At 68.5% G+C, this 13,387-nt stretch carries 13 protein-coding genes; 7 read left to right on the forward strand and 6 right to left on the reverse strand.

Annotation, left to right across the window (positions count from 1 at the left end):
• Positions 1 to 13: 13 nt before the first annotated feature.
• From AZG88_RS05835 to AZG88_RS05855, 5 genes are all read right to left on the reverse strand, one after another.
• Positions 14 to 568, reverse strand: a complete 555-nt coding sequence (locus AZG88_RS05835; RefSeq protein ID WP_061697197.1) for a TIGR03086 family metal-binding protein — start codon at positions 566 to 568, stop codon at positions 14 to 16.
• A gap of 680 nt (positions 569 to 1,248) precedes the next feature.
• A complete protein-coding gene (locus AZG88_RS05840; protein ID WP_061697185.1) occupies positions 1,249 to 2,382 on the reverse strand; it encodes a methyltransferase in 1,134 nt (377 codons plus the stop codon).
• Positions 2,383 to 2,463: 81 nt separating this feature from the next.
• Positions 2,464 to 3,438 (reverse strand): NADPH:quinone oxidoreductase family protein, encoded by a 975-nt coding sequence (locus AZG88_RS05845; protein ID WP_061697198.1) that lies wholly within the window; start codon positions 3,436 to 3,438, stop codon positions 2,464 to 2,466.
• 14 nt (positions 3,439 to 3,452) lie between these two features.
• Positions 3,453 to 5,093, reverse strand: a complete 1,641-nt coding sequence (locus AZG88_RS05850; RefSeq protein WP_061697186.1) for an AMP-binding protein — start codon at positions 5,091 to 5,093, stop codon at positions 3,453 to 3,455.
• Entirely contained in the window at positions 5,093 to 6,382 is a 1,290-nt protein-coding gene (locus AZG88_RS05855; protein ID WP_061697199.1) for an MFS transporter, read from the reverse strand. Before AZG88_RS05855 ends, AZG88_RS05850 begins: the two co-directional genes overlap by 1 nt.
• Before the next feature lie 299 nt (positions 6,383 to 6,681).
• On the opposite strand from AZG88_RS05855, the gene AZG88_RS05860 reads away from it, so the two are divergent.
• The 7 genes from AZG88_RS05860 to AZG88_RS05890 all read left to right on the forward strand — a co-directional run bounded on the left by AZG88_RS05860 (position 6,682) and on the right by AZG88_RS05890 (position 12,222).
• Complete coding sequence (locus tag AZG88_RS05860; RefSeq protein WP_061040809.1) at positions 6,682 to 7,425, forward strand: SDR family NAD(P)-dependent oxidoreductase; 744 nt, start codon at positions 6,682 to 6,684, stop codon at positions 7,423 to 7,425.
• A 43-nt stretch (positions 7,426 to 7,468) separates the two neighbouring features.
• Complete coding sequence (locus AZG88_RS05865; protein ID WP_061697187.1) at positions 7,469 to 8,656, forward strand: acyl-CoA dehydrogenase family protein; 1,188 nt, start codon at positions 7,469 to 7,471, stop codon at positions 8,654 to 8,656.
• 72 nt (positions 8,657 to 8,728) lie between these two features.
• The gene (locus tag AZG88_RS05870; protein ID WP_061697188.1) at positions 8,729 to 9,922 is read left to right on the forward strand and encodes an acetyl-CoA C-acetyltransferase; all 1,194 of its coding nucleotides are present in this window, start codon (positions 8,729 to 8,731) and stop codon (positions 9,920 to 9,922) included.
• Positions 9,923 to 9,926: 4 nt separating this feature from the next.
• On the forward strand, positions 9,927 to 10,511 hold the full coding sequence (locus AZG88_RS05875) for a TetR/AcrR family transcriptional regulator (protein ID WP_061040812.1): 585 nt from the start codon (positions 9,927 to 9,929) through the stop codon (positions 10,509 to 10,511).
• Between the two features lie 54 nt (positions 10,512 to 10,565).
• Positions 10,566 to 11,141 (forward strand): TetR/AcrR family transcriptional regulator, encoded by a 576-nt coding sequence (locus tag AZG88_RS05880; protein WP_005252730.1) that lies wholly within the window; start codon positions 10,566 to 10,568, stop codon positions 11,139 to 11,141.
• 110 nt (positions 11,142 to 11,251) lie between these two features.
• Positions 11,252 to 11,725, forward strand: a complete 474-nt coding sequence (locus AZG88_RS05885) for a winged helix-turn-helix transcriptional regulator (protein WP_061697189.1) — start codon at positions 11,252 to 11,254, stop codon at positions 11,723 to 11,725.
• 83 nt (positions 11,726 to 11,808) lie between these two features.
• Positions 11,809 to 12,222: an ester cyclase gene (locus AZG88_RS05890; RefSeq protein WP_061697190.1), complete on the forward strand. Its 414-nt coding sequence runs from the start codon at positions 11,809 to 11,811 to the stop codon at positions 12,220 to 12,222.
• Positions 12,223 to 12,290: 68 nt separating this feature from the next.
• Here the strand turns inward: AZG88_RS05890 and AZG88_RS05895 are convergent, their stop codons facing one another.
• A complete protein-coding gene (locus tag AZG88_RS05895) occupies positions 12,291 to 13,385 on the reverse strand; it encodes a Glu/Leu/Phe/Val family dehydrogenase (RefSeq protein ID WP_005252725.1) in 1,095 nt (364 codons plus the stop codon).
• Between the last annotated feature and the right edge of the window lie 2 nt (positions 13,386 to 13,387).

The following is a 13,387-nucleotide window of genomic DNA, read 5'->3' on the forward strand; positions in this document are numbered from 1 at the left end:
CGCGACTGTAGTACTAGGGCCGTCGCCCGAACCAGTCGAGGAGTCGGGCCTGCTGCGAAGCGTCGGGAGGCAATGTGTCACTCGGACCCTCGCCGTACGCGTCGAAGGCGAGCATGTCGTCCAGATGTGGTTCGACCACACGCGACAACCCGGCGACCACAGGTGGGTCAAGAGTTTCATCGAGGCCCGCCGCGCGGAGGAGGTCCCACGCGTGAACCACAAGGTCGACAAGCCGGAAGCGCAGGAAAGCTTCGGCAGGGACGTCGCCGTTCGGGCCTGGAACTGGCTGTTCCGGTGGTGCGGCGGCGAATGCCTCGGCCTGATGTCGTGACGATTCGGCCACCACGGCGACCGGGTCGTCTCCGAGCTGGTCATCCGTGAGCATGTTCCGGGCTTGTTCACGACCGACGCCGGCGAGCAGGAGCGCAGTGAAGCGGTTTCCCACCACGACGTGCTCGACCAGATCGCGCACCGACATCTGTGACGGTGTGGGCAGGTCCCATGAGTCCACCGGCAGTTGGCGCACCACGCGCTCGAATTCGGCCGAGGCAGCGAGAATGAGTTCCACCTCTCGCACGGTAGCGGTCGTGGACCGGCTCCGGAAAGGTGCGTCGTCGCGGATGTCCTTCTCGGGAACGGCCTACGGCCGGGTTTGCTTGCCGGGCTCGTCAATTAGCGGTGGCCGCAAGTGCCCGAGTCCGGCCGGCGGTGCTGTCGAGATTGTGCTCCGTTGATCAACGAGGCGACTGGGCCGGTGGGTTTATCTGGCCGGGACCCTGTTGCTGCTTTCCGTAGAACCCGTAATTGGTTTGGTACGTGGTACCGAGCAGCCTGCTTTGTGCGTCATACACCTTGCAGGATTCTTCCCGGTCGTTGCCAATTCGCTTCGTAGCGTAGACGCCGAGCACCGCCCCACTGGCATATCCCCCCGGATGCGTGACGCAAGTGTCCTGGAATGTTGCTGCCTGGGCGGCGGGTGCGGGTCACGGCCATCGTGCCCACTGCCGCGGCGGCGGCAATCAGGGTGCTCGCCGCGATCTGACGCCGGCGTGAGCGGGTGGGGTTGGCGGGGATGCGGCCGGTGAGGTTGCGGATCATGTCGCTCCGAAGGTTTCCGCGGCCATTGTGGTCGCTGCAACCAGCTTGCGGCACAACCGGTCCCTGCGACAGGCACCCGAGGGACATCGTCGCCCACCCTACGAAGAGCCCACGCACCGTTCCTGACCGCGTCGCCGTTACGTCCCGCTGCTACCCGGCGGGCGCGTCCTGCGCACCGAGCCGCCACAGCGACGTCACTTCCCGCTTGCGGGCGGCGTGCAACGCATCCGAACGGTCGGCGACCTTGCCGTGCCGGGGCGCCACGTCCCGGCGTCCGAGGACGGTCAGTCCGGCGTCGTCGATCAACGTCAGCAATTCGTCGCGGGTCCGCAGTCCGAGGTGCTCGGCGATGTCGGACAGGATGAGCCAGCCCTCTCCCCCGGGCTCGAGGTGTTCGGCCAACCCGGCCAGGAATCCGCGGAGCATCCGGCTGTCCGGGTCGTAGATCGCGTACTCGATCGGCGAGGTGGGGCGGGCGGGGATCCACGGCGGGTTGCACACGACCAGCGGTGCCCGGCCGTCGGGGAACAGATCCGTCTCCACCACCTGCACCTGACCGGCGTAACCGAGCCGGTCCAGATTCGCCCGGGCGCAGGCGAGCGCATTCGCGTCGAGTTCGGTCGCGATCACCTTCTCGACGCCGCGGTGCGCGAGGACGGCGGCCAGCACACCGGTGCCGGTGCCGATGTCGAACGCCGTCGTGAGGGACGGCAGCGGGGTGTCGGCGACGAGGTCGACGTATTCGCCGCGAATCGGCGAGAACACGCCGTAGCCGGGGTGGATGCGCGCCCCGAGGGCGGGGATCTCGACGCCCTTCTTCTGCCACTCGTGGGCGCCGATCGCCCCGAGCAGGTCGCGCAGAGTGGTGACGGTGGGCTGGTCCGTCGGTCCGTACGCCTCGAGCACCGCCTGACGCACGTCGGGGGCGCGTCGCAGCGGGACGGTCTGGTCGGCGTCGAACGGCACCAGCAGCATCCCGAGGATCCCCGCCCGCCGCGACTGCGTCTGCCGGTGCAGGTGGAACGCGGTGGCGGGGTCGGTGGACGTCTTGCGAGCCTTGCGGTCGGTGCGGGCTGCGACAGCGGTGCCGAGCTGGCGGGCGTTGTGGAAGTCGCCGCGCCACAGCAGCGCCGTCCCCTCGCACGCCAGGCGGTAGGCCTCGTCGGCGGTCATCGAGTCGTCGGCCACCCGGATCTTCTTCGGGGGCGTCGCCCCGCTGGTGGACCGCCACACCGCCGAATGCTCGGTGCCGTCCTCGGTCCAGCGGACGAACTCGGTTTCCATGAGGGAGAGCCTAGGCCTACGGCCCGTGCGTGGTTAACGAGTGCAGGCACTCGCTAACCACTCACGGGCGGCGGAGCCGCCTCACCGGAGGGTGAGGACACTCTTCCCGACGGTTCGGCGGTGTTCGAGGTCGAGCAGTGCCTCGGCCGCCGCCTCGAACGGGTACCGTCTCGGCTCCGGAATCGTCAACGCGCCCGACGCCAGCAGTGGACACAGTTCGCTCCACTGCGCGGACAGTCGTCCGGGGTCCTCCGCCCACCACGAGCCCCACGCGACTCCCACTGCGGACGCGTTCTTCAGGAGCAGTCGGTTCACTTTCACCGAGGGGATGTCCCGGCCGGTGAAACCCATCACGAGAATCCTCCCGCCCGTCGCCAGGGATCGGACGCTGTCGGTGAAGCGGTCGCCCCCGACGGGGTCGACCACGACGTCCACCCCGCGGCCGTCGGTGATCGCGAGGACCTCGTCCCGCCAGTTCCCGGTGGCCACGATGTCGGAGGCGCCGAGGCTCCGCACGTACTCCGCCTTCTCCTCACTGCTGACGACCGCGATGGTCCGCGACGCGCCGAGGTGGGGCGCCAGTGTCATCGCGGCGGTGCCGATGCCTCCCGCCGCGCCCTGGACGAGCACCGACTCCCCCGTCTCGAGGCGCCCACGACGAACCAGCGCGAAATGCACGGTGAGGTAGTTGAACAGCAGGGCGGCGCCCGCGGACATCGAAATCGTGTCGGGGAGGGAGAAAGTCGTCTCCGGCGGCAGTGCGACCAGTTCCGCCATCGCGCCGCCCACCCCGGTCAATCCGACGACCCGGTCGCCCGGAGAATATCCGCTGCCGTCAGGCGCTGACCGCACGATCCCGGCGACCTCGCCGCCGGGGACGAAGGGAAGTTCCGGCTTGTACTGGTACCGGCCCTGGGTGAGGAGAAGATCCGGGAACGACACCCCGACCGCATGAACCTCGACCAGGATCGCGGATTCGTCCGCGGCGGGTTCGCCGACCTCCACCGGGACAAGCGCCCGGGGTCCGTCGAGCGCGGTGACCATCAGTGCCCGCATGCGGTTGCCGCCGTTCATGTGATCGGGAGTTCGCGGACGACCGCCCGGCGCAACTTGCCGACTTCGGTGCGCGGGAGGTCGGGCCGGAACTCGACGACTTTGGGTGCCGCGTAGGGTCCGACGCGTTGCGCGACGAGGTGTGTGAGTTGAGTGACGAGGTCGCCGTCGTCGGCCCGGGTGTCCGCGCGGACGACGACGGCCCGGACCACCCCGCCGCGGATCGGATCGTCGTACGCGACTGCCGCGGCGTCGGCGACCGCCGGGTGCTGCAACAGCGCGTTCTCGACCTCGACCGGGCTGATGTTGTGTCCCGACGCGATGATCATGTCGTCGTCCCGGCCCAGTATCTGCCACCGTCCCTCGGGGTCTGTGACGGCTCGGTCCTCGGTGAGGAATACGTCGCCGCGCCAGCGGTCGGCCCACAGGTCGGGGGTGTTCTCGTAGCCGCTGGACATCTGGTGCCGGGGCCGCCGTACCGCGATCAATCCCGGTTGGCCGTCGGCCACCGGTTGCCCGTCCCGGTCCGCGAGGAAGGTGTCGAAACCCGGAATCGTGGCGGACATCCAGCCCGGACCGGACCGCGTTTCGGTGCCCTGGGTGTCGCCCAGGAGCATGCCGACCTCGGACAGTCCGTACCCGTTGCGGACGACGGGGGCACCGGTGCCGGCCCAGGCCGCGGCGACCGCCGCGGTGAGCGGTTCGCCGGCAGCGGCGACGGTGCGGAGCGTCCGCGGCACTCCCTCCTGCGAGAAGGTCTCCGTCAGTCGCCGCAGGGCGGCCGGCGCGGTGGTGAGGATCGTGGCCTTCTCTTCCCGGATGACCCGACGCCAGGCCTCGGGGACGAACTTCCCGGAGTACATCACCCGCGGCACGCCCAGCGCCATGACGGCGGCACCGGTGCTGTACAGCCCGAACGCCCACGCCGGGTCCGACGTCGAGAAGACGACGCTGTCGCGGGTCGCCCCGAGAACGGCCTTCGCGTAGGGCATGACCGAGACGAAGGTGGCGTGGGTCATGGTGCACGCCTTCGGTGTTCCGGATGTTCCGCTGGTGAACAGCAGGGTGGCGGTGTCCCCGAGCGCCGTGGTCGCGAGCGGGCCGTCGGCGTCGGCCCGGTCGATCTCGGTCCAGAAGGACCTGTCGCCGTTGCCGGCCGCGCTGTCGCCGACGACGAACACGGCGGGATCGAGTCCGTGGGTCGCCTGCGCCTGCGCGAGCGCAGGCCGGTACCGCTGATCAACCACGACCGCCCGGACTCCCGCCGCGTCGAGGCGCAGGCCGATCGCGTCCGGGGCGAATCCACCGAACAGCGGCACGTACACCAGCCCGGAGCGCCACGCCGCCAGTGCGGTGATCCAACTCTCGACCTGTCGCGACAGCAGTCCGCCGACGCGATCTCCCCGCGTCAGCCCCGCGCGTGCGAACACCCGTGCCGCCTTGGCGGCGAGCCTGTCGAGTTCGCGGTACGTCCAGCGGTCGGCCGAGCCGTCCTCGTGCCGGACGGTCAGCGCCACCCGGTTCGGGTCGGCTGCGTAGCGGGTGCAGATTTCGTGGGCGGTGTTGAAGTCGCCACCGAAGGGGTCGCGGTCCAGCAGGGATTCGATGTCCTGCCATGCACCGGCGAGTGCGGACGATGCGAGTCTGTCGAGAGACATCAGTGATTCACCTTTGCAGTTTTCGTCAGGGTCAGGACCAGGACCGTGATGGCGCACGCCGCGGCGATGTACGCGGCCAGGGCCCATGAACCGTCCGTCTCGGCAGCGATCGCCACCGCGATGAACGGTGCGGGAGCACTGAAGACGACACCACCGAACTGATAGGCGACGGACGCGCCGGTGTACCGGACTTCGGCCGGGAACAGACCGGTGACGTAGCCGGCCACCGCGGAATAGGTGACGGCGTGACCGATCGTGATGATCAGAATCATCGCCAGCAGGACGGCGACACCGGCGCCGGTGGACAGCAACCAGAAGAACGGGTACGCGATCGCGGCCATGTAGAGGGACCCGTAGATCAACATCTTCCGTGCTCCGATCCGGTCCGCGATCATCGACGCGTAGGGCACGGACAGGATGTCGAGGACACACGCGGCGAGGATGCTCAACAGAATCGTCTGCCGCGAGATGCCGAGTTCCTTCGGACCGTACGACAGCACGAAGACGGTGACGAGGTAGAACGGCACGAGGGAGGCGGCCTGGGTGAGAATCCCGACGCCCAGCGCGCGCTTCTCACCCCGCAGGACCGCGAGGATCGGGAAGTCGGCAATCTTCTTGTTGCGCTTGACGTTCTCGAACTCCGGCGATTCGACGACCTTCAGTCGCACGTACATGCCGACCGCGACCAGCCCGGCGCTGGCGAGGAACGGCAGACGCCATCCCCATGCCTGTACCTGGTCCTCGGGAAGCTGCTCGACCAGGAGGAACGCGAGCGTCGCGAGCACGAGTCCAGCAGGCACGCCGGCCTGCGGCCAGCTGCCGTAGAACGCCCGCTTCTCGCGCGGTGCGTGTTCGACTGCCATCAGCACCGCGCCGCCCCATTCTCCGCCGACCGCGAAGCCCTGTGCCAGGCGCGCGACGACGAGCAGCACGGGCGCCGCGAGACCGATCGCTCCGTAGGTGGGAATGAGTCCGATCGCGACCGTCGACGACCCCATCAGCACCAGGGAGAACACCAGCATCTTCTTGCGGCCGATCCGGTCTCCGAAGTGCCCGAAGACGATCGCGCCTGCGGGACGCGACACGAACGCGACACCGAACGTCGCGAACGCGGCCAGCGTTCCCGACAGCGGACTCAACGACGGGAAGAACGCCTTCCCGAATACCAGGGCGGCCGCGGTCCCGAAGATGAAGAAGTCGTACCACTCGATTGCCGTTCCGACGAAGGACGCGAAGGCAACCTTCCGAGGTTTGACCCGAGTGACCTCCAGGTCGTCGATGACTCTCATATCGAATCTCCCATCGCTGCTGATGTGGGGCGGTGCGGTTGCCGTGTGTCGATCCGGTGCCACCGCGGTTGTGATCGAGCCGTCGGGCCTCGTCCGGGTTCGCCGATCGGACATCGTCCATGTCGTCGCCCCGTGTGGCCACGGTCACAGGTCTAGCACATCCCGGACGTCGATCGCAAGACTTTTTGTACCGATCGATCCAAGCCATGATTTCACCTAAACGCCGAGGTAATACGACTTAGAACCAACTTTTACGAACACCCTGGACTATTTTTGTATCGATCAGTACATTGCTGTGCATGAACGAGAACGATCACGACGACCCCCGCATCGCGCTGGTCTCCGGCGGCTCCCGCGGCATCGGGGCCGCCGTCACCACGGCACTGACGCAGCGCGGCTGCCGGGTGGGCTGCACGTACCGGACACGACGTGAGGACGCCGAGAAGCTCGCCGCGGACGCCCCCGAACAGGTACTCCCGATCCGCTTCGACCTGCACGACGACACCACGGCGCCGACGGCGGTGGAGCGCGTCGTCTCGCACTGGGGACACCTCGATTCGCTCGTCCTGAACGCGGGCCAGTGGTCGGGCGGGCGGCTCGTCGAGACGGACCCGGACGCCTGGTGGAGCGTGATCGAGACGAACCTTCGCGGCACCGTCGCCCTCGCCCGGGCCGCGCTGCCCCACCTCGCGCACGGCAGGTCACCGAGCATCGTGCTGGTGTCGTCGGTCGTCGGCCTGATCGGCCACGCCGGCGACACCGCGTACGCGGGTGCGAAGTCCGCGATGATCGGCTTCGGTCGCTCACTCGCCAAGGAGGTCGCGCGTGACGGCATCCGGGTCAACGTGCTGGCCCCCGGCTTCGTCACCACCGACATGACCGACGCGGTGCCCGACTCCGCACGCAGGCGCATCGAACGAGAAACCGTCCTCGGCCGATTCGGCACCGTCGACGAAATCGCCAAGGCCGCAGTCTTCCTCAGCGAAGACGCCACATTCTGCACCGGCTCCGTCCTCACCGCCGACGGTGGCTGGGCGCTGTGACACACCACGACTGCAACGACCAACAACGAAGGGACACAACACCATGACCGCGATACTCACGCATTCGGTCGGTATTCCGGAGTCGGAGTACCTGGCGCTCCGGGACCGCATTGTCGAGGCGATCTGGTCCGAACTCGATCCACTCGAACAGCGGATCGAAGACGACGAGCAGGTTCCGCACGACATCGTCATGCCCATCCTCGAGCGGATCGGCGCGCTCGGCCTGCTCGTCCCCCGCGAGTACGGCGGCAGCGGCCTGTCGATCGCCCAGTACCTGCCGATCATCGCCGAGTTCGCCAAGGTGCAGGGCGGGCTCCGTGTCATCGTCCACGTGCACAACTCCTTCGCCCACGCGCTCTCCGAGATCGGCAGCGATCGGCAGAAGGCGGACGTGCTGCCGGGCACCGCCACGGGCCGGAACTCGGTCGCGTTCGCGCTGACGGAGCCGGGTTTCGGGACGGGCGCCGACCTCGGGTCGACCGCGGTGCGCGAGGGCGACGATTTCGTCCTGAACGGCGAGAAGTGGTTGATCACCAACTCGGACATCGCGTCTCACTTCATCGTCTTCGCGAAGACGACCGACACCGACGTCTCCGCGTTCCTCGTTCCCCGGGAGACCGACGGTCTCTCGATCGCAGCACTTCCCGAGACGATGGGATGCAAGGGCACCGAGCACGGACGCGTCACCCTCGACTCGGTCCGGGTTCCCGCCACCGCCCTCGTCGGCGTCGAGGGACAGGGAAACGAGCACCTCGAACGCGCACTGGAGATCAGCCGGGTGTTCATCGCGGCAAGCTCCCTCGGCACGTCCGAGCGCGCCCTCGAACTGTCGATCGCCCACGCGAAGAGCCGTGTCACGTTCGGCAAGCCGATCGGCACACGGCAGGCCATCCAGCGCTACCTGGCGGAGATGGCCACCGATGTCTACGCCCTGCGCGGGATCCTGGCCGACGCAGCGCAGAAGTGGGATGCCGGCGAACGGATTCCCGCCGAGGCCAGCATGTGCAAGCTGTTCGGCCTCGAGGCCGTCGGCCGGGTGACCGACCGGGCTCTGCTCATCCACGGCGGAATCGGATACACGCGCGCGCATCCGATCGAGCGCCTCTACCGGGACGCCCGCCTCAATTGGCTCGAGGAGGGGACCCCGACGATCCAGTACCTGGTCACGGCGGGACGACTGCTCGACGGGTACGCGTTCTCCGATGCCTTCGAGACGTCGCGTCAGCCCTGACATCCGCACGACAGCCGCCCTGCGGCCGGGAACGGCCGCGGGGCGGCACCACGCTCTCGAAGGAGGAGAACAATGACGGATCACGACCCCACCGTCCTCGTCGCGGGGGCGCGAACCCCGTTCGGACGCTTCATGGGATCCCTGTCGAGCCTGAGCGCCCAGGAACTGGGTGGCCACGCGATCGGTGGTGCGCTGGAATCGGCCGGCGTCGACGCACGCGCCGTCGACCACGTCGTCATGGGCCAGGTGCTCACCGCGGGCAGCGGCCAACTGCCGGCGCGCGTCGCGGCGGCAGCCGCCGGAATCCCCATGACCACACCGGCACTGACCATCAACCGGATGTGCCTCTCCGGAATCGACGCGATAACGCTGGCGCACCAGATGATCGTCGCCGGCGACGCGGACATCGTCGTCGCCGGCGGTCAGGAATCGATGAGCACTGCGCCGCACCTGCTGACGAACAGTCGTCGCGGACACAAGTACGGCGACACGGTACTGATCGACCACCTCGCGTTCGACGGGCTCCAGGACGCCTTCACCGGGTCGTCGATGGGGGCGCTGACCGAGTCGCGGAATCCCGAGTACGGGACCACCCGGGACGCCCAGGACGAGTGGGCCGCTCGCTCGCACCGTGCGGCCGCACGCGCGCGCAAGGACGGCATCTTCGCGGCCGAGATCGTTCCCGTTCCGATCAGGTCCGGGCGGGGCGAGTCGACCGACGTGAGCCACGACGAGGGCATCCGGGCCGACACCTCGGCGGCGGACCTCGCCGGTCTGCCCCCGGCCTTCGCCGCAGGCGGCTCGCTGACGGCGGGCAACTCGTCACCGATCTCCGACGGTGCCTGTGCCGTCGTGGTCACGCGGAAGTCGACGGCCGTCCGGCTCGGACTGTCGTGGCTGGCCGAGATCGGATCACGCGCCGTGGTCGCCGGGCCCGACTCTGGCCTGCACGAGCAGCCGTCGAACGCCATCCAGGCCGCGTGCCGACGCGAGGGGATCGCGCCTCGCGACCTCGATCTCGTCGAGATCAACGAGGCGTTCGCCGCCGTCACACTCGTCTCGTCCGAACTCCTCGGTCTCGACGCGGACCGGATGAACGTCAACGGCGGCGCGATCGCGCTCGGCCACCCGATCGGCGTCTCGGGGGCACGCATCGTCCTGCACCTCGCGCTCGAACTGCGACGCCGCGGCGGTGGCGTCGGCGCAGCGGCGCTGTGCGGGGGCGGCGGCCAGGGGCAGGCCCTGATCGTGCACGTCGAACGGTGATTCGATGAGCACCAAGTACGACCTCAACCGCGCCGAGATTCTGCGCGTGTCCGCCGAACTGTTCGCGAGGTCGGGCTACCACGGCACCGGGATCGCCGACCTGGGCACGGCGGTGGGGCTCGGCCGCGGGGCGCTCTACCACTACATCGGCAGCAAGGAGGAAGTTCTGTTCGCGATCAGCAGCCGGCAACTCGCGCAGATGAACGACGTGGCCGACGAGCTCGCCCTGACCGAACCGGATCCGGAGCGCCGCCTCCGCGGTCTCGCGCGGGCCCTGCTCCGCAACATCGCCGAGCACCGCGCGGAGTGGACGGTGTTCTTCCGCGAGTACCACGCCCTGACCGGCGATCGGCGTGCGCGGGTCGTCGCGGCGCGCGAACGGTACGAATCGCATTGGCGGCACGCGTTCGACCAAGGCGTCCGAGACGGGGTGTTCACACTGTTGCCGCCGTTGATGATCAAGGGTGTGCTCGGCATGTTCAACTACAGCTACCTGTGGCTCACCGCCGACGGGGCCCGCACGCCCGAAGAGATCGCCGACGGCTTTCTCGACGCCCTGATCACCGGGCTGGCCGCGCCGAACCCGTGATCTGGGCCGTCTAGACTCACATCTTCGACCGCCGGGAGACAAAGGGGCCCTTCGATGAGCGACAAGTACGACGCCAACCGGGACCGAGTCCTGCAGGTGGCCGCCGAATTGTTCGCGAAGTCGGGCTACCACGGCACCGGGGTCGCCGAAATCGGTGAGGCCACCGGACTGGGCCGGGGCGCGCTGTACCACTACATCGGCAGCAAGGAGGCAATCCTCTACGAGATCAGCAGCCGGCAACTCGCGCAGATGAACACGGTCGCCGACGAACTCGCGCTGTCCGAGGCCGATCCGGAGAAGCGGCTGCGCGGTCTTGCACGAGCGCTCATGCGGAACATCGCCGAGCACCGTGCGGAGTGGACGGTGTTCTTCCGCGAGTACCACGCCCTGACGGACGAGCGTCGGGATCGCATCATCGCCGAACGTGAACGCTACGAATCGCATTGGCGGAACGCGCTGGAGCAGGGCATCCGCGACGGACAGTTCCGGGCTCTCCCGCGGCTGATGGTCAAGGGCCTGCTGGGCATGTTCAACTACAGCTACCTGTGGATCACCCCCGCGGGCGCCGAGACACCCGAGGAGATCGCCGACGAGTTCCTCGACGCCGTCGTCACGGGGATGCGGGCGTGAGGCGCTTCGCGCCCGTGCGCGGTTAGCGAGTCTCTGCACTCGTTCGCCGCGCACGGGCGGCGAAGCCGCTGCCTTGGACCTGCCAAGCCAGGAAGGACTATTCTCGTGGCATGAGTCCGTCGTCGGCCACGCCTGCCCGTTGCTCCATCGCGCGCACCCTCGAACTCCTGGGCGACAAGTGGACGCTGCTCATCGTCCGCGACGCCTTCTGGGGCCACAGCCGGTTCTCGGAGTTCACCCGCAGTCTCGGGGTGGCGTCCGACGTGCTCACCGCACGGTTGGCGATGCTCGTCGACGAAGGAATCCTCGAACGCCGCGCCTATCGCCAGGAGGGGTCGCGGGAACGTCGGGAGTACGTGCTGACCGAGAAGGGCAAGCAGTTGCACGTCGTGATCGGGGCGCTGGGCCAGTTCGGTCGCGACCATCTGCCGCGTCCGGGTAGCACCTCCCCCGAGTACACCGACGAGACCACCGGCGAGGCCGTGTACCTCGCCTTCGTCACCGACGACGGTCGCCGCGTTCCGGCATCGACTCTGCATGTACAGCAGGGCGCTCCGGCCCCGGCGGGCGATCCGCAGGGTTAACCGGAACTCGTGAAGAACGGGGCGCGACCTCGTCGTATCCGTGCTAACTTGGAAATACCAAGTTAGCGAGAGGCAAGGAAACCATGTCTGTACAACACGGAGTTCACGCAGTCGAGAATTTCTGGGCCCGGGTGTGGCAGTCACCCCAGGACCCGCACGCGATCGACGAGCTCGTCGTCGACGATTTCGTCATCGTCACCGGCGGGGAGGCCATCCGCGGCCGGGACGCCTTCAAGGAATGGGTGCTGAAGTTTCAGTCGACCGTCGAGGATCTGGAGTTCATCCCCGTCGAGACGTTCCAGAACGAGGACGGCTCCCGCGTCGCATCGCTGTGGGAAATGACCGGCCGCAACCGCGGATTCATGGGCACCGAACCCGACGGGCAACCGATCCATCTGACAGGCACCGCGGTGTGGAACGTCCGCGCCGACGGGATGCTCGAATCCAACCGGGTCGAGCGCAATGCCTGGGAGCTGCACCGGCGGCTGACGGCCTAGGCGCTTCGCGCCCGTGAGTGGTTAACGAGTGCAGGGACTCGTTAACCACTCACGGGCGGCGGAGCCGCCTACCTGGCTGCTGCGATGCGGGCCTCGGCGACGGCGTCGGCTGCGGCGCCGGCGAGGATGCCGTCCCGCTTCGCCACGTCGAGGATCTGCACGACGGTGGCGAAGATCTTCTCGACCTGCGCGCGGACGTCGTCGGCGGACGTGCCGAGCCGCTCACCGGCGACCTGGATGAGTCCGCCGCCGTTGGCGACGTAGTCGGGGACCCAGGTGATGCCGCGTTCGCCGAGGTCGTGCTCGACCGCGGGGTGGGCGAGCTGGTTGTTCGCGGCCCCGCAGATCACCTGTGCGGTGATCGCGGCGACGGATTCGTCGGTGAGCGTGGCGCCCATCGCGCAGGGTGCGTAGACGTCGAGTTCCTGGCCGATGACGCTGGACGCGATCTTGACCTCGGGGAAGTCGCGGGCCACGCGGTCGAGTGCGGCGGCGTTGACGTCGGTGGCGACCACCGACGCGCCGTCGGCGAGCAGCAGCTTGATCAGCTGGTAGCCGACCTTGCCGGTGCCCTCGACGCCGACGGTGCGGCCGGCGAGGCTCGGGGTGCCCCACTTGGCCTGGGCGGCGGCCCGCATGCCCTGGAACACGCCGAGCGCGGTCATCGGGGCGCTGTCGCCGGACCCGCCGGCGGACGTGTTGCGTCCGACGACGTAGTCGGTGGCGCGGCCCATCACGTCGAGGTCGTCGGAGTTGGTGCCCACGTCCCCGGCGGTGATGTACCGGCCGCCGAGCGTCTGGACGAAGCGGGCGTACGCCTCGAGCAGCGCCTCCGACTTGCCGGTGGCGGGGTCGCCGATGATGACGGCCTTGCCGCCGCCGAGGTCGACTCCGGCGATCGCCGACTTGTAGGTCATGCCCCGCGACAGCCGCAGGACGTCCTTGAGGGCGGCGGCCTCGTCGGCGTACGGGTAGAAGCGGGTGCCGCCGAGCGCCGGCCCGAGGGTGGTGTCGTGGATCGCGACGATCGCCTTGAGTCCGGTGGCGGGGTCCTGGAAGAACGTCACCTGCTCGTGGGCGGTGTCGGTGGGGAAATCGGTGCGCTCGAACACTCCAGCGTTTTCGGGCAGTGCGGTGTCGTGACGTTCCGCGGTGAGAGTCATGT

It is taken from the genome of Rhodococcus sp. LB1, assembly GCF_001583455.1.
GTDB lineage: Bacteria > Actinomycetota > Actinomycetes > Mycobacteriales > Mycobacteriaceae > Rhodococcus_F > Rhodococcus_F opacus.

Coding starts and splice junctions, on each gene's coding strand:
- AZG88_RS05860 (WP_061040809.1), top strand. CDS start 6,682: ATGAACGAGAACGATCACGACGACCCCCGCATCGCGCTGGTCTCCGGC.
- AZG88_RS05865 (WP_061697187.1), top strand. CDS start 7,469: ATGACCGCGATACTCACGCATTCGGTCGGTATTCCGGAGTCGGAGTAC.
- AZG88_RS05870 (WP_061697188.1), top strand. CDS start 8,729: ATGACGGATCACGACCCCACCGTCCTCGTCGCGGGGGCGCGAACCCCG.
- AZG88_RS05845 (WP_061697198.1), bottom strand. CDS start 3,438: ATGCGGGCACTGATGGTCACCGCGCTCGACGGACCCCGGGCGCTTGTC.
- AZG88_RS05875 (WP_061040812.1), top strand. CDS start 9,927: ATGAGCACCAAGTACGACCTCAACCGCGCCGAGATTCTGCGCGTGTCC.
- AZG88_RS05840 (WP_061697185.1), bottom strand. CDS start 2,382: ATGGAAACCGAGTTCGTCCGCTGGACCGAGGACGGCACCGAGCATTCG.
- AZG88_RS05880 (WP_005252730.1), top strand. CDS start 10,566: ATGAGCGACAAGTACGACGCCAACCGGGACCGAGTCCTGCAGGTGGCC.
- AZG88_RS05850 (WP_061697186.1), bottom strand. CDS start 5,093: ATGTCTCTCGACAGACTCGCATCGTCCGCACTCGCCGGTGCATGGCAG.
- AZG88_RS05890 (WP_061697190.1), top strand. CDS start 11,809: ATGTCTGTACAACACGGAGTTCACGCAGTCGAGAATTTCTGGGCCCGG.
- AZG88_RS05885 (WP_061697189.1), top strand. CDS start 11,252: ATGAGTCCGTCGTCGGCCACGCCTGCCCGTTGCTCCATCGCGCGCACC.
- AZG88_RS05855 (WP_061697199.1), bottom strand. CDS start 6,382: ATGAGAGTCATCGACGACCTGGAGGTCACTCGGGTCAAACCTCGGAAG.
- AZG88_RS05895 (WP_005252725.1), bottom strand. CDS start 13,385: ATGACTCTCACCGCGGAACGTCACGACACCGCACTGCCCGAAAACGCT.